Source organism: Klebsiella sp. 1SOBk10mer, from assembly GCF_046602535.1.
GTDB classification, from domain to species: Bacteria; Pseudomonadota; Gammaproteobacteria; order Enterobacterales; family Enterobacteriaceae; genus Klebsiella; species Klebsiella quasipneumoniae.
In genome coordinates this window covers 162,908-184,078 of the sequence record NZ_JBKIUP010000002.1, presented here as the reverse complement: position 1 = coordinate 184,078, position 21,171 = coordinate 162,908, and the positions used below count along the sequence as shown (strand labels likewise).

Genomic DNA, 21,171 nt, shown 5'->3' with positions numbered 1-21,171 from the left:
TCGCGTCGTTTTAGTTGATGGTGAACTCATCGCTGCCGAGGTGTGAATAGTCTACCTTCTGCAGCTGGAAGTTGGTGATATACACCGGGCCGGCCTTCTGCTCAGAGATAAACCGATAGCGCGGGGCGATTTCCGCCGCCTTGATTCCGGTCCATTGCGAGAAGAAGCTGAGGAAATCATTCGCCGAGCGCTGCGCCTTAATCACTTTATGCGCTTTGTCATCGCTGGAGAGCACCATAAACGGCACCTGGAAGTTCTGCTGGAACTTATCGTCGTGCGCCAGATACTGCACCTCTTTGCCTCGCTCCTTGAACGCCAGACCATGATCGGAAAAGTAGGTCAGGGAAAAGGTGGCGCCGGAATTTTGCAACTGACTGTAGAGCTTAGCCAGCAGGGTATCGGTTTGCGTCATGCTGTAGAGATAGCAGGAGGTCTCTTTCGACTGGACGAAAACCGTGTATTTGCCTTTGGTCCGGTCGCAGGCCTGCGGGTGCGAGCCCATCAGGTGCAGAACAATCAGCTGCGGCTGGGTGCGCTGGGTGGAGAGCACCTGCTCGGTCAACTTGAGTAACTGCTCGTCCTGGGTGTTTTTATTGGCTTCGAAATCGCCGTTTTTCAGGAACTGCACTTCATCCGCCCGTTTGGCGATACTGGCGATAGCGGTGTCGTACTCGCCGATCTGTCCCTGATTGGAGAACCACCAGGTCTGGAAACCGGCGCGATTGGCGAGGGTGACAAAGTTATCCTGAAACTGCGGTTTGCCATCGACCACCCGGTTAAGCGTCAGGCCGAGGGATTTTTGCGTCGAGCCGCTGGCGGCGACGTAGTTGTTAAACAGATACCCGTTCACCGAACTGGCAAACGGCGTGTTGTCCCAGTGGCCGCCGAAGGCGCCGAGGGCGTCGCGGCGGGCGCTTTCACCGATCACCACCACATAGAGATGGTACTTCGGCTTCACCGCCAGCACGTGCCAGCTGTCTTTCATGCCGGCCAGCTGCGCCATCCGCGCCTGCTCGTCCAGCACCTCGTTATTATTCACCACCACGTCTTTGACAAAACGGAAGGCCGGGTAACCGGTATCGATTACCTTGAATACCCCGCCCCAGGCGAGATTTTGCACCGGCTGGAGAAAGAAGATCCCGATGCTGAACAGCAGGCCCAGGGTCTCCATTTTTCCCCAGCGGGTCTGCTCGACGATCCTGCGGCGGACCGCAATGATCCCCAGCGCGAAAATAAATACCGCCAGCAGATAGTTGTACCACGGGAAGATAGTGAGAATTTCGGTGGACTCTTCCACGTTGGTGGCGTGCAGCGCCAGCAGGGTGTTGAAGTTGGGCGCGCCGTAAGCCTGGCCAAACGGGTAGTAGAGGGCCGCCAGCAGAGAATAGGCGCCGACCACCCCTTTCTGCACGCGCGGAAAGGCGCGCCACAGAAGATGTAACACGCAGGTAAATGCCACGGTATAGAGCAGGCTAAATTCATAGCCCAGCGCCAGGTTAATCAACAGCGATTGTAAAAAGTAGAATCCTGTCCATGGGTTCAGTGCCAGTCGGCGGGCGACCAGCGTATCTTTCAGGGTGGTGACATTCATAGTAAACAATCAAAAAGAGGCCATGCGCATCCCCTGGCGTCAAGGGGTAAAACCTGCTGGACAGTGCGTGAAGAGGGTCTCTGCGAGCCGCGAATGTGGCAGGGCTGTGCAAAGATAGGGCTTGTAAATGGTAAGGTCAACCAGACATAACAGATTGTTTTGCGAGGGCGCTTACAAAACTTGAAAAAAGGTGGGAGGAACGGGATAAACCGGTCAGTTTAGCGGCGGATGATGACAGAAAAATGAAGCGGCGTACCGCGACGCCGCCTCAGGAATGGGGTTTGTCCTGCTGCGGTTTACCGTTGATCATCTCGCACAGCATACCGAGCAGCATTAAGCGTACTTTAAAGGGGGAATGACTAAACACGTTTAAGCACCTCTTGAATTCGTTCATCTGCTCTCCTCCTGCCTGTTCGCTCCATCATTCCCTGATGGATGTTTGCATTATATACAGATATAGCACAGGCTATATTTTATAGCTATGGCTAAAACGTTAATTTTTTGTGCTCTTGGCGCAATCCATTACAATGTGGATCTTTTTATATGATGCTTGACGCGTCACACGAATGAGGAAGCACAATGAACCGTCGCGCAGGTAAGCCAATAACAAAAAAAGTGACGCAGTTAGTAAATGTTGAAGAGCACGTTGAAGGGTTCCGTCAGGTGCGGGAAGCGCATCGACGCGAGCTGATTGACGACTATGTTGAACTGATTTCCGATCTCATCCGCGAGGTGGGCGAGGCGCGTCAGGTGGATATGGCCGCCCGGCTGGGGGTCTCGCAGCCCACCGTCGCCAAGATGCTCAAACGGCTGGCCAGCGTCGGCCTTATCGAACAGATCCCGTGGCGCGGCATATTCTTAACGGCGGAGGGTGAGAAGCTGGCCCAGGAGAGCCGCGAGCGCCATCAAATCGTGGAGAACTTCCTGCTGGCTATCGGCGTCAGCCCGGAGATTGCCCGCCGCGATGCGGAGGGAATGGAGCATCACGTGAGCGAGGAGACGCTGGCGATGTTCCTGAAATTTACCCAAACACAGGGATCTCAGGAAGCATGACTCTTCCCTTCGTCCAGTCGCTGCTGCGCGACCGTTTTCTCCATCTGCTGCTGATTATCGCCTGCGTACTCAGCGTGATGGTGCCGTTTGTCCCGGCAAGCTGGCCGGCGGCCATTGACTGGCATACTATCATCACCCTCAGCGGCCTGATGCTGTTGACCAAGGGGATTGAACTGAGCGGTTATTTTGACGTGCTGGGGCGTAAAATGGCCCGCCGCTTTGTCACCGAGCGCCAGCTGGCTATGTTTATGGTGCTGGCGGCGGCGCTGCTATCCACCTTCCTCACCAACGACGTCGCGCTGTTTATCGTGGTGCCCCTGACCCTGACGCTGAAGAAGTGGTGCGCCATCCCGGTGAACCGGCTGATTATTTTCGAAGCGCTGGCGGTGAACGCCGGGTCGCTGCTGACGCCGATCGGCAACCCGCAGAATATCTTACTGTGGGGACGCTCCGGTCTCTCTTTCCCTGGATTCATCGGCCAGATGCTACCGCTGGCGGCGGCAATGATGCTGACCCTGCTGGCGCTGTGCTGGTTCTGTTTCCCGGCAAACCGGCTCAACTACCAGAGTAGCGATAAGGCGCCATCGTGGCAGCCAAAGCTGGTCTGGAGCTGTCTGGGATTGTATCTGGTGTTCCTGACCGCGCTGGAGATGAATCAGGCGCTGTGGGGGCTGGCGCTGGTGCTGCTGGGCTTCCTGATACTGGCCCGGGCGGTGATCGTCCATGTAGACTGGTCGCTGCTGCTGGTGTTTATGGTGATGTTTATCGACGTCCATCTGCTGACCCAGCTTCCGGCGCTGCACCAGGTGCTGAGCGGGGTCGGGGCGCTCTCCGGCGGTGGACTGTGGCTGACCGCCATCGGCCTGTCGCAGGTGATCAGCAATGTGCCCTCGACCATTCTGCTGCTCAACTATGTCCCGCCGTCGATCCTGCTCGCCTGGGCGGTTAACGTGGGCGGCTTTGGTCTGCTGCCGGGCTCGCTGGCCAATATCATCGCGCTGCGCATGGCAGGCGATCGGCGGATCTGGTGGCGTTTCCATCTCTACTCCATTCCCATGCTGCTGTGGGCGGCCCTTACAGGCTATTGGCTCTTCAAACTCTGCGCCTGATTTCCGCAGCGGTACGCCGCCCTCCACGCCGTTCGACAGGATCGCCCCTCGGGGCGATCTTTTTTTTGCCCGGCTCACAGAAAACGATCCCTGGCTTTGCGCATCCGTTCGCTTTTCGGTATATGACTAGTCATGAAATTTAAATGACTAGTCATATACCGAGGCGCAGGATGAAGAACAGACTACCGGCAGATTTCTTATGGGGTAATTCCGTCTCCAGCATGCAGACGGAGGGAGCATGGAACGAGGGCGGCAAGGGGATGTCGGTGTACGATATCCGGCAACCGGCGGAATTCGCTTCCGACTGGAAGGTGGCGACCGACTCCTATCATCGCTATCGGGAAGATTTCGATCTGATGCAGGATCTGGGCATGAACTGCTACCGTTTTCAGATAGCCTGGAGCCGGGTGTGTCCTGAGGGAGACGGCGAATTTAATGAAGAGGGCATCGCCTTCTACCATCAGTTTATTGATGAACTGATCGCCCGCGGCATCGAGCCGATGATCTGCCTGTACCACTTCGATATGCCGCTCTCGCTGGCGGAGCGCTACAACGGATTCACCGACCGCCGGGTGATGGACGCCTTTATTCGCTATGGCCAGAAGATGATCGCCTGCTATGGCGACAAGGTGAAATACTGGCTCACCTTTAATGAACAGAATCTGTACCATTCGCCGGAAGCGTTTCTGATTTCCGGCTACCTGCAGGGGGAGAAGACCCTGCGCGAGCTGTATCTGATCCAGCATCATGTGATGATGGCGCACGTCCATCTGACCGATCACCTGCATCAGACGAAGCCGCAGTGTCTGATGGGCGGAATGCTGGCCCACGCCCTGGTTTATCCGGCGACCTGCAAACCGCGCGATATCCTGTGCGCCCAGCAGCTGGACGAGTTTTTAAACCAGAACCTGCTGCGGGCTTACGCCGGGGAGGGCTACAGCCCGGAAGTGATGCATTTTGTCGCCGCTGAAGGGTTCGATGATATCTATCGTCCTGAGGATCTGGCGCTGATGGCGACGGTGAAGGTCGATTATCTGGCGTTCAGCTATTACGCCAGCCGGACGCTGAACAGCGACACCATCCCGGCGGGAACGGCGGTTAACAACTATATGCTGTTTGGCAATCAGGATAACCCGTTCCTGAAAGCGACAGAATGGAACTGGCAGATCGATCCGCTGGGCTTCCGGACCATCATCACCCGCTATTATAACGACTGGCGCCTGCCGGTGTTCCCGATTGAAAACGGCATCGGGGTGATTGAGTCGTGGGACGGTGAACATCCGGTTGCCGACGATTACCGCATCGCCTACCATCGCGACCATATCAACGCCATGAAAGCGGCCATGTTTGAGGATGGGGCGCAGGTGATCGGCTATCTCGGTTGGGGATTAATCGATATCCTGAGCTCGCAGGGTGATATGCGTAAGCGCTACGGCGTGGTCTACGTCAATCGCGAGAACCATGACCTCAAGGATCTGCGGCGGGTGCCGAAGAAGAGCTATGCGTGGCTGAAGCAGGTGATCCACAGCAACGGCGACGTGATGTAACGATGTTCTGGCGGTCAGGTCTAGTATGCTGCCCGCCAGTCACTCACAGAATGTAAAAGGACCGGGAATGACGGCGAAGTATCTGCAAATTGCGCGGGAAATAAAAAAACGCATCATCAGCCAGCAGTATCCTGCCAGCGCGCCGCTACCCGACCAGTTTGCGCTGGCGGCGGAGTTCAACACCAGCCGGATGACCATCCAGCAGGCGATGCGCCAGTTAATCGTCGAAGGGCTTATCTATACTCGCAAAGGGCAGGGCACCTTTGTGCGGAAAAATTTCCTTCAGCTGTCGCAGTGGGAGCTGCCCGGTAGCGACTATTTCGGCGCCACCAAAACCTGGGAACATCTTGGCGAGGTGCAAAGCGAAGTGGTGCGCTTCGAGGTGCGTTTTCCCACTGACAAGGAGCAGAGTTCGCTGCTGATCGACGCCGATGCCCCGGTGTATGACTTTGTCCGCCTGCGGCTGCTCAACGGCGAGCCGGTGTCGCTGGATTTGACGGTCATGCCGGTGGGGCTGGTGCCGGGGTTAACCAAAAGCCATCTTGAGGGTTCGGTGTTTCGCTACGTGCAGGAGACGCTGGGGCTGAAGCTGATGGGATCTTACCGCGTGGTGCGGGCGATGAAGCCGGACGAACTGGATAAACAGCATCTTCACTGCGAGGCCACCGATCCGGTGCTGGAGGTGGAACAGGTTATCTATCTGGAAGACGGCACGCCGCTGGAGTACGCCCACTGCCACTATCGCTACGACCACGGCGGGATTATTCTGGTGAATAACGGCTAGACCGGGGGAACCTGCCGGCGCAGCGCTCAGCAGGGCCACGGTGTTGTCAGGTTTAGCCAGCCGCAGCCCGGGACAATACAGATAAAAAAACGGCGGGCATCAGGCCCGCCGTTTTTGCTGTCATGCTGACTTAGTTCAGACGCACCGGCATACCGGAGCGGTTCTGGATAGCCTGCTCAACCACGCTCTGATCGACATCAGACTGGCTTGTGATCGCCTGTACCGGCTGAGTCAGGGTAATAGGCACGATCTCGCCGCCCTGGAACTGGGCTTCGGTGGTCGACAGCGGGTTATGAACCTCGATGTAACGGCTGCCGTCCGGCTCGGTGGTGGCTTTTACCGGCTCATCGATAAACTGCACGCGGGTGCCGACCGGCACGTTCTCAAACAGGAATTTGATGTCATCGTTGCGCAGACGCACGCAGCCGTGGCTCACGCGCAGGCCGATACCGAAGTTAGCGTTGGTACCGTGGATGGCGTACAGGCGGCCGATATACAGCGCGTACAGACCCATCGGGTTATCCGGACCGGCCGGTACGACGGCAGGCAGCGGGTTGCCGGCGGCAGCGTATTCCGCATGCATCTTGGCGGTCGGGGTCCAGGTCGGGCCAGCCTTCTTACGTTCGACTTTGGTGGTCCAGTTGATTGGCGTATCTTTACCCAACTGGCCGATGCCGATCGGCAGAACGATCACGGTATTGGTGCCTTTCGGGTAGTAGTACAGACGCATTTCCGCGCTGTTGATGATGATCCCTTCATGCACGGTATCCGGCAGGATCAGCTGCTGAGGGATGTTCAGGACGCTACCGCCCTTCGGCAGATAGGTATCCACCCCCGGGTTGGCTTCCAGCATGTTGGAAAGCCCCATCTGATATTTGGCCGCGAAGTATTCCAGCGGCTGCTTGTTATCATCCGGAATGGTGATGACCTGGTTCTGACCAACCAAACGGCTGCCATCGGTTGGCAAAGGATAGGTGACAGCAGACGCTGTATTGCAAAAGCCTACGATGGCGAAGGCTGCCGCTAAGAGTGTAGATAATTTCATAGTTTTTAATGTCGTGTGCGAAATCAACGCCACACAGGCCTTTGTTAATGATTGAGACAGTAGATGGGAGCGCATTATATGTGCATTCCGCTGAACAGGTAAATCAGATGTGTACGAAATCACATTTTTTTCCCTGTCGCCTCGGCTGCCGCGCCCTGGCGTTGGGGGCGACAGGGGTTAGTCTTCCAGCAGCCGGGCCTGCAGCGCGACGCGGGCCGGGGCGGTGAGCTGATACTCTTCCGCCAGCCAGGCGTCGACATTGCCATAGCGCTGCTGAATGGCCGACAGCGCGGCGGCGAGATAGGACTCTTTCACCGTCAGGATGTCCGCCAGGCTCTGGCGCCCCTGGGCCGTCAGGTCGTTGCCGAGCATCTCCAGCATCCAGGCCTCCACCTGCGTCAGCATGCCATGGGTGAGGAGATACTCCTCCATCACCGTCTCGCTGTCGCATCCGACGGCGAACAGGGTTAACGCGCAGCCGACGCCGGTGCGATCTTTTCCGACTGCGCAGTGTTGCAGCAAGGCGCCGTCGAAAGGGGTCGTCAGCCACGCGGCGAGCTGGCGATAGGCCGGGTTGTTAAACGGCAGCTGGCGATAGAGTTGCAGCATAAACTGCTCGCCGTTCAGCGCATTAAGGGTGGCGGCATTCAGCTCGGTGACCTTCGCATTGACCTCGCCGAGCGGCGGATTGGCCGGCGCGTTGAGATAGTGGGTGAGCGGGCTCAGTTTGTCCGGGGTGCGCTGCACTTCACCGGGGTCGCGGTAGTCGAGCACCCGGCTGAGCGGCAGGGTATCCAGGTGGTTGAGATCCTCAGCCGTAAGCCGGTTTAGCGCGCCGGAGCGCAGCAGCTTGCCGCTGCGTACCCGGCGTCCGTCGGCGGTGCGCTGGCCGCCCAGGTCGCGAAAATTGATGCCGCCCTGCAGGGATAAAAAGGCCGGATGTCGCGGTAGGCTGGTGGTCATGGGACTCCTCATCATCACGTACAGAATAACGGTTTGCGCGCAGGTCTCTGGCGCATCTGACAAAGACCATAGCACAAGCGCCGCGGCGGAATTTACCGCAGACCGTGAAAAGTGCGTCATTTACTGGCATAATGTCTGCTGTATCACACCCCTCATACTCTTTTTTCAGGATATCCCCGTGCTAGTATCCAGCAACGTTACCATGCAGTTTGGCAGTAAGCCGCTGTTCGAAAATATCTCCGTTAAATTTGGCGGCGGCAACCGTTATGGTCTGATCGGCGCCAACGGCAGCGGTAAATCGACCTTTATGAAGATCCTCGGCGGCGATCTCGAACCGACGCTGGGCAACGTTTCTCTCGACCCGAACGAGCGCATCGGTAAGCTGCGTCAGGATCAGTTCGCCTTTGAAGCGTTCACCGTGCTGGATACGGTGATCATGGGCCACAGCGAGCTATGGGAAGTGAAGCAGGAGCGCGATCGCATCTACGCCCTCGCAGAGATGAGCGAAGAAGATGGCTATAAAGTGGCCGACCTGGAAGTTAAATATGGCGAAATGGACGGCTACTCTGCTGAAGCGCGCGCGGGCGAACTGCTGCTGGGCGTGGGCATTCCGGTTGAACAACATTACGGCCCGATGAGCGAAGTCGCCCCGGGCTGGAAGCTGCGCGTCCTGTTGGCGCAGGCGCTGTTCTCTAACCCGGACATCCTGTTGCTCGACGAACCGACCAACAACCTGGACATCGACACCATTCGCTGGCTGGAGCAGACGCTGAACGACCGCGACAGCACGATGATTATCATCTCGCACGACCGTCACTTCCTGAACATGGTCTGTACGCACATGGCGGATCTGGACTACGGCGAGCTGCGCGTCTATCCGGGCAACTACGACGAATACATGACGGCGGCCACCCAGGCGCGTGAGCGTCTGCTGGCGGACAACGCCAAGAAAAAAGCGCAGATTGCTGACCTGCAGTCCTTCGTTAGCCGCTTCAGCGCCAACGCCTCTAAATCGCGTCAGGCCACCTCGCGCGCGCGTCAGATTGACAAGATCAAGCTGGAAGAGGTTAAAGCCTCCAGCCGTCAGAACCCGTTTATCCGCTTCGAGCAGGACAAGAAACTGTTCCGTAACGCGCTGGAAGTGGAAGCCCTCACCAAAGGCTTTGAAGAAGGTCCGCTGTTCAAAAACGTCAACCTGCTGCTGGAAGTGGGCGAGAAGATTGCCATTCTGGGCGCCAACGGCGTGGGTAAATCCACGATGCTGAAAACCCTGGTGGGCGAACTGCAGCCCGATAACGGCACCGTGAAATGGTCTGAAAACGCGCAACTTGGCTACTACGCGCAGGATCATGAATACGAGTTCGAAAACGACCTGACGGTCTTCGAGTGGATGAGCCAGTGGAAACAGGAAGGCGACGACGAGCAGGCGGTGCGCAGTATCCTTGGTCGACTGCTGTTTAGCCAGGATGACATCAAGAAGCCGGCGAAAGTACTGTCCGGTGGTGAGAAGGGGCGGATGCTGTTTGGTAAGCTGATGATGCAGAAGCCAAACATCCTGATCATGGACGAACCGACCAACCACCTGGATATGGAATCCATCGAATCGCTGAACATGGCGCTGGAGATGTATCAGGGTACCCTGATATTCGTCTCCCACGACCGTGAGTTCGTCAGCTCGCTGGCCACCCGCGTGCTGGAGATTACCCCGGAACGGGTGATCGACTTCAGCGGCAACTACGAAGACTACCTGCGCAGCAAAGGTATCGAGTAATCCCTCTTCGTTACCCGGGTAGCGGCTATGCCTTACCCGGGCTACGCCTGGCATGGGATCTGTAGGCCCGTGCAAGCGTAGCGCCACCGGGCAATAACCGCGGGTAAAGAGCCACTTTCGCGCCGGATGGCGGCTGCGCCTTATCCGGCCTACGGTCGGTGCTATTGTGAGCTTAAGAGCCCTATCTTGTACCCATGGTTACTGGAACTGTCCGTTACCGAGGCTACCAAACCGCACAGTGCTGTAGCCCCGGTAAGCGGTAGCGCCACCGGGGGTTTTGAGGCCACCCGTTTGTAGCCCGGATTAGCGTAGCGCAATCCGGGAACATCATTAAATCCAGGCCGGGCAAGGCGTAAGCCGCCGCCCGGCATATCGCTTAGCGCCTCCACTCCGCTCCTTCAACGCCATTCACCAGCAGTTTGCGTTTTTCTCCCGCCGGTAATGACAGCTTCAGCGCTTTCCACGCCGGGCGATAGTTGCCGCGGGCGTTGACCTTCAGGTTGATGGTGCTGCTGTCGCACGCCATTTCCCACTCCAGCCATAGCGCATCGCCCTGTTTATAGCCCCAGCTTTCGCCGTCATCCTCAAACAGCAGACCCGAAGAGGTCCCGACGCCTTTCAGCGGGAACAGCTGCAGTTCGCGACGATCGTCCTGTTGCGCCGCAACATGACGGATGCGCTCGCTGAGCGGCAATCCGGCCCCGGCGCGGACCAGCAGCGGCAGCTTTTCCAGCGGCGCGTCGAGGGTGACCCACTGGCCGCCGGCGAACCACTGGTGGCTGTAGAAATCATACCAGCCGGCCTGATTATCCGGCAGCCACACCTCACGCTGACGGGCGCCAGGCTCGACCACGCTGGCCACCAGCAGGTCGCGCCCCAGCAGGAAGTCATCGCATTCGGCGAAGGTCTGCGCGTCGTGTTGATGATCGAGGAAGGTCGGGCGCAGCATCGGCTCGTCGTCAGCATGCGCCTGCCACAGCAGGGTATACAGATAGGGCAGCAGGCGGTAGCGCAGCTCAATCGCGGAACGAATGGCCGGGGTAACGGCCGGATACATCCAGGCTTCGTTGACCGTCTGGTCGTCATTCCATGAGTGAATGGTAAAGCGCGGGTGCATCACGCCGTTTTGTACCCAGCGCACAAACAGCTCCGGCTCCGGTTTATCGCCGGAGAAACCGCCGACGTCGTGACCGACGTTAAACAGCCCGGAAAGGCTCATGCCCAGCCCCATGCGGATGTTATAGCGCAGCGTATCCCAGTTGGTTCGGTTATCGCCGCTCCAGGTCTGGACGTAGCGCTGCATACCGGCGCAGCCGGAGCGAGAGATGAGATACGGGCGCTTTTCCGGCGCAAAGCGCTGCTGGGCTTCCATCGAGGCGCGCATCATCAGCAGCGGCATCACCGGGCGAATATGCTTGATGGCGATTTCGCGGCCAAAGCCGTAGCAGCGCGCTTCGCCGTCCCACACCTCATACTCGTTATTATCGTTCCAGGTCGAATCTATGCCCATCTCCAGCAGCTGGCTGGTGACCCCTTCCTGCCACCAGGCCACGGTTTGCGGATTGGTGAAGTCGAGGTGCGATCCTTCATCGTCCCAGAAGCTGGAGCGCTCCGGAGCGTCGGTTTGCGAATCGCGAACGAAAAGGCCGCGCTCCGCCACCTCGCCATAGCGCGGATGGTCCTGCAGCAGGCAGGGTTTGATATTGGCGGCCAGCTTCAGCCCGGCGTCGTGAAACGACTGGCTCATCACTTTCGGCTGCGGCACCTTGTCGTAGTTCCAGTTAAAGACGTAGCGCTTGCCGTTAATCGAGGTATAGCCGGATGAGAGCTGGAACGAATCGCACGGAATAGCGTGCTCATCGCACAGGCGGATGAAGTTCATCAGCTGATTTTGCGCATCCGGCGCGTCGGTGTAGTGCATGGTCGAGCCGCTGTAGCCGAGGCTCCATTTTGGCCCGAACAGGGTTTTACCGGTCAGACGTACAAAGGCTTTGGTGACATCCAGCACCTGTTTATCGGTGAACAGGTAGTAATCGATATCGCCGGCTTCCGCCTGCCAGCGGCGGTAGGCGGTGTGGTAGTTGTCGATTTCGTTACCCAAATCCAGCCAGCAGCTGCTCAGGTTGTCGTAAAACAGACCATAGCTGACGTCGCTGCGCTGGGTGATGGTGAACGGAATATGTTTATACAGCGGGTCGGTGCTGGCGGCGTTGTAGCCCATGGCGTCGAGGTTGCGCATCTCATAACGCTTACCGGTGCGCTGCAGATCGCCGGCCTTTTCGCCCAGACCATAGAAACGCTCGTCTTTCCGGCGGCTCAGATAGTGGGCGACGCCGTCGCCGTGGGCATTGGCCAGATAGGCGCTGGTGGGGCGGTCGTTAGCAAGCTGCTGCCATTCCCCGGCGTCGTCGCGATAGCTCCACTCCAGCCACAGCGGCTGATGGACGGTGACGCGCAGCTGGCGGGTGGCGATGGTCAGCGTATCGGCCTCCTGTGTCAGCTGCCAGGCCGGGAGACTAAAACCGCTGAGGTCATCCCGGGCGCGGCCTTCCCACGGCACATCCTGCTGCGGAGCGATACTCCAGGTGCGATCCAGCGCCAGCTGGCCCTGGCGTTTCAGCAGCACGCGGAATAAATTCTCTTCCAGTACGTACAGGCACAGGGTGTGCTGGCCATCGACCGTCAGTTCAACGTGATGCTCCAGCTGTTGATGTAAACTCCAGTGTTTCAACGTTTTCATATCTTACATCCACTCTCAGGCGCGCTTGGCGCGACGTTCAGCAATAAATGCCACCAGGAAAACGGCGCCAATCAGGTCAAAGAAACCCATGGCGATGAACAGCGGGTTGAAGCCAATTTTGTCGGCGGTCACCCCGATTAATAACGAGAACAGGAAGCTGGCGATCCACGCCGCGGATCCGCGCATACCGTTTACCGTCGCCATTTGTCCCTTGTCGAACGACTCCACCACCAGCGCGCTGAGCATGCAGGAGATGATCTGATGTCCGAAGCCGCCAATGGAGATCAGGACGATGGTGATATAGGGATCGCGGGTGATAGCGACGAGGGCCAGGGAGATCATCAGAAATGCGCCGGTCACCGAGCTGGCGATCACTGAGTTGACTCGCGTACAGCCGAACCAGCGAACGTACAGGCGGGTGAGGTAGCCGCTGACCACGCTGCCGAGGTCGGCGGCGAGGAAAGGCAGCCAGGCGAACATGGCGATCTGCTTGAGATCCATGCCGTGCTCTTTGGCCAGGTACAGCGGTACCCAGAAGCTCAGCACCGCCCAGGCGGGCTCGGCCATAAACGCGGGAATGGCGATCCCGTAGAAACGTTTATTCTTCGAGACGGTTTTGAGTGCGGTAAAGAAGGGCTGTTTCACCGGCGGCGCTTCGTTATCCTGCTTGATGTACTCCAGCTCGCTTTTGCTGAGGTTGGGGTGCTTTTCCGGGTTCTGATAGAAGGCCCACCACAGCACCACCCACAGCAGGGCCAGCGCGCCGGTAAACATAAACGCCCCCTGCCAGCCGAAGGAAGCGTGGGCGAAGTAGATAATCGGCGGGGCGAGCATTGCGCCGATAGAGAACCCGACGCCAGCCCAGCCGGCGGCGATTGGCCGTTCAGACTTCGGAAACCACTCGCCGATGGTTTTGGCGTTGGCCGGGGTGGCGGCCGCCTCGGCCCCGCCCATAAAGAAGCGCAATATCGCCAGGTGCAGCCAGCTGCCGGCCCCGGCGTGGGCGATACAGGCCAGCGCCCACAAGGTGGCGCAGATCATAAACCCGAGCTTCAGGCCGATGACGTCGATAAGCCAGCCACAGAGCGGCTGGAAAATCGTGTAAGCCAGCTGAAACGCGCCGACGATCCAGGAATATTGTTCGGTGGTAATGCCGAGCGTCGCTTTCAGTTCCGGGGCGATAATCCCCAGCGAGTTGCGTGTGATGTAGTTGACGGTGACGCCAAGTAAAAACAGGACCAGCACCCACCAGCGCAGGTTTTTTACCACCCGGCGCGTTTTGCTGACCGCGATATCATTGTTGAGGCCTTGACTCATAGCACACTCCACATGACGTTAGTAGGGGGAAAGTGACGACCTCAATCCTTGAGTGGCCACGTAGTGTTATTAACTATTTGAATAGTCTATTTTTTTATCTCAACATCATTGGTATAACTAGTATGGGAGATGTTGGACCAATTCAGGCTAAGGGAGAAAAAACGGCGGGCAAAGTGCTATTTATGCAAGTTTTTTCATGAAATGACCGGGATCTCAAATTTTGCTCTGTCATTTGCTTACAGGGAGCGCTTTGGCGATTATGAAAATTCTTTCATTTTCCAATCGGAGCTGGATCACAAAATGGATAAAAAGCTGCGCGTCGCCGAAATCGCTGCCCGCACTGGGCTGTCGGCCAGTACCGTTTCGCGCGTCCTGGCCGGAAAGGCGAATACCAGCGACAAGGCGCGCCGGGCGGTGCTGGAGTGCGCCCGCGAGCTGGGGGTCATGCAGGGGCTGGCCGCCGGGCGTCTGCTGCTCAATAATCTGCTGGTGTTTGCCCCGCAGCGCGCCTTCGATGAGCGGTCGGATATCTTCTACTACCGGGTGATCCAGAGCATTAATAACGCGCTGGCGGCGCATGAAGTGCGCCTGCGCTACTGCGCGCTGGACGAAAACGACAGCGACGCCAATCTGTTTCTTGCCCGCATGAACGAAGCGGAAACCCAGGCCGCGGTGCTGCTGGGGATCGACGATCCGCATATTCATGGCCTGGCGGCGGATCTGGGTAAACCCTGCGTCTTGATAAACTGTCGGGATGAAGGGATGCGGTTGCCGTCCATTGCCCCCGATCATCGTTTGATTGGCCAGTGCGCCGCCCGCTATCTGTTTGATATGGGGCATCGGGTGGTGATGAACGTCATGTGTTTGCGCCGCTATACCATGGAGCTGCGGCTGGGGGGGATCGAGGAGGCGTGGCGCGCGCGCAATTTGCGCTTTACCGCCAGCCGGGATCTCATCAGCGTCGCCAACTTTAGCGCCAGAGAGACCGAAGAGCAGGTGGGGGCCTGGCTTGATGGCTTACAGGGCAGGCCGTTGCCCACCGCCTTCCTGGTGGGCGGCGATTTCATGGCCGCCGGCACGGTCAGCGCATTGCAAAAGCGCGGCCTGCGGGTGCCGCAGGATGTCTCGGTGATGAGCATCGACGGGTTTAATCTGGCGGCGATCCAGGAGGTGCCGCTGACCGCGGTGCATGTGCCGCGGGATGAACTGGGCAGCGAGGCGGTGCATCTCCTGCAGCAGCGCCTGCTGCGCCCGGAGGCGCCGCACGGTTCGCTGCTGCTGCACGGCACGCTGGTGGTGCGCGATTCGGTACGGCGGATCCGGCCGGGCAAAGGCCATACGGCCGTGGAGCCGCAGGGGCTGTATGACGATTAAACCGGGATACCCAGCGCCCGCTTGCCGTGGATGTTCAGATCTTCCAGAGTGAAGCGCCCCTGCCAGCTGGCCTCATAGTCCTCGCGCGGGAAATCCCCCGGCGAGGCCCCTTTTTCCAGAGCAATTTTCACTTTCTGCGCGTAGGCGAGGTTCTTTTCGCACATCGGCGCTGCCGGAATGTACATCACATTGCCCCAGCCCTGCTGATTTTCCACCGGCGCCACCGAGTGAATGACGTCGCAGTGCCACCAGACGGAATCGCCAGCGTTCAGCGCCGGAATCGAACTGAGGGCTTTGATCAGCAGCGGGTGCCACTGCTCAGAGATCGGCAGTACTCTGCCCGGCGCGACGCCGCACAGCTCATCTTCCGGCACATCGTCAAGCAGTGGGCGCAGTAGAACATAAGCCATCGCCTCGGGGATCGGCACCACGTGCAGTAGCCCCTGACCCGGGATCATGTCCGACAGCGCGGTCCAGCCCTGGAAAGTGCGGAACACTGAGCATTTGGTGGTGTTGTCGACGGTGTACTCTTCCACTTCCGTACGGTGCGCGGCGTCCCACGGATCGTAAGCGTCGACATGACCGTTAAACACGTTGGCGAAGACCTGCTGGTAGGCGGGGAGCAGCCAGCGCTCCAGCGCACCGGAATCGGTATGCGCGCCCAGCCCCTTCGAGGTGGTTCCCGGCGGACGGCGGCGAATGCGGTCAGGGTAAATGACGCTGACGTCCGGATCGAACCAGCGCTTGCCGTCCTGCTCAAAGCGCCACAGGCGGTTGAGGAAGGACTGCGCCGCGGCCATTTCATCGCTCTGGCGGGCCTGCATTTGCGAGGGCGACCAGTAGATGGGATAGATTTCCGGCCGCGAAGCCTCCAGCGTACCGAAGAAGCTGTCGCCTGGCCCTTTGTAGACCTCGTCGAAATGGTTCAGATCCAGATATTCCAGCATCGCGGTATCCCAGGCCAGCGCCTGTTCGCGCGGAAAGTGGCCTTTGATCACCGCGCAGCCCCGACGCTTAATGGCCGCGCGCTGGGCATCGCTCACGGTTCCCTCGGCGATATCGCGGAACGGAATGGTTGGCCAGACCTCCTGGCCTGCGGCTTTCAGCGTCTCAATTTCCTGCAGGCGCTCGCTGATGCGCGCTGAGAGCTTATCGAACACCGCCTGGACGTCGCCGATTTGCGCCCGCAGCGCCTGCTTCATCTGGCGAATCGCCGCTTTGTGGTCGGCGGGGAGTGTTTCGTGGGTCGGGAGAGCAGCCATAATAACCTCGCTGTATCTTTCATTCGAAAGTATTAAATCTTACAAACGTTAATTTAAGTTAAAATGGAGTTAATGCAAGTTTAAAATCTTGCTGCGGCGCACAAAATGGACAAGCCGGGGCGTGCAGCCCCGGAGAGAGGTCAATCGTTGAAGGGAGCGCTGTTATCGAGGACGGCCTGAATGACGTTCAGCGCGCCGTCATGGTTATTATCGTCGGTCGCGTATCCGGCGATAGCCTTAATGCTGTCGGCGGCGTTACCCATGGCGAAAGCGTATTTCACCAGCTTCAGCATTTCGGCGTCGTTGCCGCTGTCGCCGATGGCCACGCACTGCTGCGGCGACAGGTTCCAGCGCTTGAGCAGGCGGCTGATGCCGTTGGCTTTATGCAGGCCGGGAATAATCAAATCGACAAAGCCAAAGCCGCTGGTGACCGGCTTCATAATGCCGTCGAGCGACACGTGCAGTTTATCGATCAGCTGCGGGATCTCACTGTCCGGCAGGTTCAGAGAGAATTTGAACAGCGTATCGTCGATGGCGTGATAGTCGCTTACCCGCTGCAGACGGTGGTAGTGCTTTGACATCAGGTCGACGAAGGCATCCGGGGCGTTATCGCTGACGTAAGCGCTCTGCAGGCCGCAGGCGACGAAGTTCAGCTGCGGATCTTTGAGTAATTCGCCAATCGCCACCTGCGATTCGTGGCGGGTCAGTTCGCCGTGGAACAGCTGCTTACCATGCGCAAAGACCAGGGCGCCGTTTTCGGCGACGAATGAGATCTGCTCGCGGATCTCCGGGAAGAAGGAGATCAGCTGATAGTACTGGTTGCCGCTGGCGACAACGAATTCAATGCCGCGCTGCTGCAGCTGGGCGAATTGCGCCAGAAACCGTGCGCGATCGTAGGTTTTGGCGTCATTGAGAAAAGTTCCGTCCATATCGGTGACGATAACTTTAACGGTCATAAGGGGGTGCTCCTGGCTTAACTTCGACCAGTAACATTCTAATTACAATGTGATGGGGAGCACAAATTTATTTCGAATGAAAGTTCATGCATTCAGAAAATGCCGGGAGGCGGCGTTGCCTTTCCCGGCCTGCAGGACAGGGAAGGCCCGCTAAGCGTAGCGCCAGCGGGCCTGAGGGGTTACAGCGTATGCTCGGTACGGGCGATGATATCGTCCTGGGTATCCGGCGACAGGGCGGTAAAGAACGCCGAGTACCCGGCGACGCGCACCACCAAATCGCGGTACTGGTCGGGGTGTTTCTTCGCCTCCAGCAGCGTGTCGCGCGAGACAATGTTGTACTGGATATGCCAGCCTTTATGCACCTCGAAGAAGGTGCGCAGCAGCACCATCAGCTTCTGCTTATCGGACTCGTTCTCCAGGGTGGACGGATTCAGCTTCTGATTAAGCAGCACGCCGCCGAGGATCGCCCCGGTGGGCAGTTTACCCACCGAACTGATGACCGCCGTCGGCCCCAGATGGTCGGTTCCGGAGGCCGGGCTGGCCCCTTCCGCCAGCGGGGTGTGCGCTTTACGGCCATCCGGCGTCGCCATGGTCTGCGCGCCGAACGGCACGTTGGCGGAGATAGACGACGTGCCGGCGTAATAGTTGCCGCCGATCGGGCCGCGGCCATAGCGCGGGTTGTGATACTGCTTCAGCTCGTCGATATAGGTCTGGTAGGCCCGCGCCAGCAACGTGTCCACGCTGTCATCATCGTTACCGTACTTCGGCGCGCCGTTGATCAACCGCTGGCGCAGCTGCTCGTGGGTCAGGCCGTCGAAATCTTCCGCCAGCGCCTTCGCCAGTTCCTGCTGGCCGATAACGCCCTGATCGAAGACCAGCTTTTTCACCGCCGCCAGGCTGTTGCCGAGGTTGGCGATGCCCACCTGCAGACCGGACACCCAGTCATATTTCGCGCCGCCTTGCTTGATACTCTTCGCCCGTTCGATGCAGTCGTCCACCAGCGCCGAACAGAGAATATCGTGGACGTTCTCTTCCAGCATGGTATCGACCACGTACTCAATCTCAATCGACTTACGGGTGTAGTAGCGGATCTGGCGGTCCCAGTCGGCCAGTACCTCGTCGAAGTTAGCGAAGTTGCCTTTCGACAGGGCGTGCTCCTGCGGCAGAAACACCTGGCCGCTGGTGGCATCGCGGCCGCCTTCCAGCGTCGCCAGCATCACCCGCGCGAAGTTGATAAAGCTCATGCCGGTGCAGCGATAGCCCCATTTGCCGCCGACCGCGGTTTCGATACAGCCGATGGCCGCATAATCGTAGGCGTCCTGCGGCTCAATACCCAGCTTGATAAATTCCGGGATCACGATTTCGTCGTTATTAAACGCCGGCATACCGAAGCCGCAGCGGATCACCTGGACGCAGGCGTCGAGGAAGTCGTTGCTCATTCCGGCGTGGTAGCGCACGCTGAGGTTCGGCTGGGTGGAACGCAGACGACCGCAGGATTCCAGGATGGCATACGACAGCGGGTTGACCGCGTCCTGGGGCTGGCCATCCACCAGGTTCTGGCCGCCGATGGTGACGTTCTGGTACAGCGGGCTGCCAGCCGAGGCCTTGGAGTGCGAGCCGGAGCGGATCTTGTTAACCTCCAGCAGCTTCAGCCAGCAGCTGTGCAGCAGCTCAATGGCCTGTTCGCGATCCAACGATTGCTGCAGCTCAACGTCGCGGCGGTAGTACGGATAGAGGTACTGGTCCATGCGGCCAAACGAGACCGAGTGGCCATTGGATTCAATCTGCAGGATCAACTGAATGAAGTAGCACAGCTGCAGCGCCTGCCAGAAGGTCTTCGGCGGCTCATGGGCGATGATGTCGCAGTTTTCGGCAATCGTCAGCAGCTCCTCGCGGCGTGCGTCACGGGATTCTGCCGTCGCCATCTCGCGCGCCAGCGCGGCGAAGCGTTTGCTGTGGTCGCTGACCGCCGCCAGCACAATATCAATCGCTTTCAGGAACTGTTCGCCGTGCAGGTCTTCCAGCACCGTCAGATTGATGCGCGACCGGCGTTCGGCGACTTTTGCACGCAGGCCGTCCAGGCCTTTCTCCAGCAGCAGCGGGTAGTTGACCGCCAGGTGGGCGTCGCCGGAGGTCATATTGCCCTCTGCCTTAATAATGCCGGTGGCGAGCAGCGCTTTCTGCTCATCGGTAAACATGCCGTAGCAGCGGTCCTGTACGGTCTGGCCGCGCCACCACGGGCACACTTCATGCAGCACGCGCTTGTTCTCTTCGCTGACCGCGAAGCCGGCGCCGGGGCGGTCGGCGAGATCGTCGATCTCTTTCTCGATCCAGCTGACGGTGTATTCCGGGAAGATCGGCGCGGCGCGCACTTCGCTGGCCTGGTTGCCGACGATCAGCTCATCGTGCTTGATCCAGATGGTGCGCTCGGCAAGGTGATGCGCCAGCGCCAGGGCACGACGCACCGGGATTGGCTTATCAAGATGCTGCTGATACATCTCGGTGTAGTGGCGGGCGCGTTCGGTACAGACCGGTGGCTTGACGATATGCACCAGCGCCATTTTATGGGCCTGGATGCGGGCGCTGAGGGTGTTGAGTTTCAGGGTAGTCATAGGGTTATCCTCGTAAGATCGCCGTTAGCCCCTTGCTCCACGCATAATCCTGCGCAAAGGCGAGCAGCTCGGGAGCATCCAGCGGTTTATCCGGTGCGGTGTAGGGCTGACTGAGTAACTGGTATTTATTCATTCCCAGCGTGTGGTAGGGCAGGAAATGGATTTCGCTGACCCGCAGGCGGTCGGCGGCAAAATCAGTGATGGCGGTGATGTCGGCTTCGCTGGCGTTGAATCCCTGGATTAACGGCACGCGAATGATCATGTTTTTCCCCGCCTGCGCCAGACGCTGCAGGTTGTCCAGCACCCGGCGGGCGCTACCATCGGTCCACTGCCGGAAAACGGCCTCGTCGACATGCTTCAGGTCGGCGAGAAACAGGTCGACGAAGGGTAAAGCCGGTTCAATGTATTTCCACGGCACGTGCAGGCAGGTTTCCACGGCGGTGTGAATGCCTGCCTGATGACTGGCTTCGAACAGCGCTTGCGCCAGCGTTGGGTTCATAAAGGGTTCGCCGCCGGAAAGAGTGATGCCGCCGCCGCTGCGATCGTAGAATGGTTTATCACGCAGCACCGTCGCCATGATCTCCTCGACGCTCTTCTCCTCGCCGCACACCGTGAGCGCGGTGGTGGGGCAGCAGTCGCGCAGAGCGGCGATATGGCTGTCGTTAACGTGTTGCCGGTGAATGATCAGGCCATCGAGGGTGCGGGTGATAACCGCCGGCGCCGCCTGCTGGCACAGCTCGCAGCCGGCCAGGCACAGCCGCGAGTCATACAGCAGATCTTCGCTACGGGCGCGGCTCTCCGGGTTCTGACACCAGCGGCAGCCCAGCGAGCAGCCTTTCAGGAAGACGACGGTGCGGATCCCTGGGCCGTCATGGGTGGAATAGCGCTGGATATTGAAGATCATGGCTTACCCTCTTTTTTGTGTATGAATATAAAAACACTTTCGAATGAAAGTTATATTGACGCAAATCAACAAGCGGGATGGGGATAATCGCCAGGGGATAGAATAACGGCAGAGGTCACAACCTCACCGGCGACGATCCTCGC

General features: G+C 58.7%; 15 protein-coding genes and 1 pseudogene. 6 read left to right on the top strand and 10 right to left on the bottom strand.

Annotation, left to right across the window (positions count from 1 at the left end; translation table 11 throughout):
* Positions 1–10: 10 nt before the first annotated feature.
* Positions 11–1,591, bottom strand: coding sequence for a phosphoethanolamine transferase (locus ACLH1I_RS06595; RefSeq protein WP_004886211.1), 1,581 nt, complete (start codon positions 1,589–1,591; stop codon positions 11–13).
* A gap of 268 nt (positions 1,592–1,859) precedes the next feature.
* A complete protein-coding gene (gene mntS / locus ACLH1I_RS06590) occupies positions 1,860–1,985 on the bottom strand; it encodes a manganase accumulation protein MntS (protein ID WP_004886214.1) in 126 nt (41 codons plus the stop codon).
* Between the two features lie 185 nt (positions 1,986–2,170).
* Here mntS and mntR point away from each other — a divergent pair, with 185 nt between their 5' ends.
* The 4 genes from mntR (at position 2,171) to ACLH1I_RS06570 (ending at position 6,084) form a co-directional block, all read left to right on the top strand.
* Entirely contained in the window at positions 2,171–2,644 is a 474-nt protein-coding gene (gene mntR, locus ACLH1I_RS06585) for a manganese-binding transcriptional regulator MntR (protein WP_004886216.1), read from the top strand.
* Entirely contained in the window at positions 2,641–3,753 is a 1,113-nt protein-coding gene (locus tag ACLH1I_RS06580) for an anion transporter (RefSeq protein ID WP_023320026.1), read from the top strand. Before mntR ends, ACLH1I_RS06580 begins: the two co-directional genes overlap by 4 nt.
* A 170-nt stretch (positions 3,754–3,923) precedes the next feature.
* A complete protein-coding gene (locus ACLH1I_RS06575; RefSeq protein WP_004886222.1) occupies positions 3,924–5,300 on the top strand; it encodes a glycoside hydrolase family 1 protein in 1,377 nt (458 codons plus the stop codon).
* 67 nt (positions 5,301–5,367) lie between these two features.
* Positions 5,368–6,084: a GntR family transcriptional regulator gene (locus ACLH1I_RS06570; protein WP_004886227.1), complete on the top strand. Its 717-nt coding sequence runs from the start codon at positions 5,368–5,370 to the stop codon at positions 6,082–6,084.
* Between the two features lie 130 nt (positions 6,085–6,214).
* Here ACLH1I_RS06570 and ldtB read toward each other — a convergent pair whose 3' ends face one another.
* Both ldtB and ACLH1I_RS06560 read right to left on the bottom strand, forming a co-directional pair.
* Positions 6,215–7,129 carry a L,D-transpeptidase gene (gene ldtB, locus ACLH1I_RS06565; protein WP_004886230.1) on the bottom strand — a complete coding sequence of 305 codons (915 nt, stop codon included), beginning with the start codon at positions 7,127–7,129 and terminating at the stop codon, positions 6,215–6,217.
* 177 nt (positions 7,130–7,306) lie between these two features.
* Positions 7,307–8,222, bottom strand: a pseudogene (locus ACLH1I_RS06560) (tyrosine-protein phosphatase).
* Positions 8,223–8,270: 48 nt separating this feature from the next.
* On the opposite strand from ACLH1I_RS06560, the gene ACLH1I_RS06555 reads away from it, so the two are divergent.
* Positions 8,271–9,863 carry an ABC-F family ATPase gene (locus tag ACLH1I_RS06555; protein WP_004886235.1) on the top strand — a complete coding sequence of 531 codons (1,593 nt, stop codon included), beginning with the start codon at positions 8,271–8,273 and terminating at the stop codon, positions 9,861–9,863.
* Between the two features lie 376 nt (positions 9,864–10,239).
* Here ACLH1I_RS06555 and ACLH1I_RS06550 read toward each other — a convergent pair whose 3' ends face one another.
* Both ACLH1I_RS06550 and ACLH1I_RS06545 read right to left on the bottom strand, forming a co-directional pair.
* Complete coding sequence (locus tag ACLH1I_RS06550; RefSeq protein WP_064794456.1) at positions 10,240–12,603, bottom strand: glycoside hydrolase family 31 protein; 2,364 nt, start codon at positions 12,601–12,603, stop codon at positions 10,240–10,242.
* A gap of 15 nt (positions 12,604–12,618) precedes the next feature.
* Positions 12,619–13,920, bottom strand: coding sequence for an MFS transporter (locus ACLH1I_RS06545; RefSeq protein WP_004886240.1), 1,302 nt, complete (start codon positions 13,918–13,920; stop codon positions 12,619–12,621).
* 300 nt (positions 13,921–14,220) lie between these two features.
* On the opposite strand from ACLH1I_RS06545, the gene ACLH1I_RS06540 reads away from it, so the two are divergent.
* On the top strand, positions 14,221–15,294 hold the full coding sequence (locus ACLH1I_RS06540; protein ID WP_004886244.1) for a LacI family DNA-binding transcriptional regulator: 1,074 nt from the start codon (positions 14,221–14,223) through the stop codon (positions 15,292–15,294).
* Here ACLH1I_RS06540 and ACLH1I_RS06535 read toward each other — a convergent pair.
* From ACLH1I_RS06535 to ACLH1I_RS06520, 4 genes are all read right to left on the bottom strand, one after another.
* Positions 15,291–16,556 (bottom strand): DUF1479 domain-containing protein, encoded by a 1,266-nt coding sequence (locus ACLH1I_RS06535; RefSeq protein ID WP_017900150.1) that lies wholly within the window; start codon positions 16,554–16,556, stop codon positions 15,291–15,293. The two genes, ACLH1I_RS06540 and ACLH1I_RS06535, sit on opposite strands and share 4 nt — an antisense overlap.
* Before the next feature lie 140 nt (positions 16,557–16,696).
* A complete protein-coding gene (locus tag ACLH1I_RS06530; protein ID WP_064794454.1) occupies positions 16,697–17,512 on the bottom strand; it encodes a Cof-type HAD-IIB family hydrolase in 816 nt (271 codons plus the stop codon).
* A gap of 179 nt (positions 17,513–17,691) precedes the next feature.
* Entirely contained in the window at positions 17,692–20,124 is a 2,433-nt protein-coding gene (locus ACLH1I_RS06525) for a formate C-acetyltransferase/glycerol dehydratase family glycyl radical enzyme (RefSeq protein ID WP_004886253.1), read from the bottom strand.
* Positions 20,125–20,128: 4 nt separating this feature from the next.
* Complete coding sequence (locus ACLH1I_RS06520) at positions 20,129–21,028, bottom strand: glycyl-radical enzyme activating protein (protein WP_064794453.1); 900 nt, start codon at positions 21,026–21,028, stop codon at positions 20,129–20,131.
* Positions 21,029–21,171 lie beyond the last annotated feature (143 nt).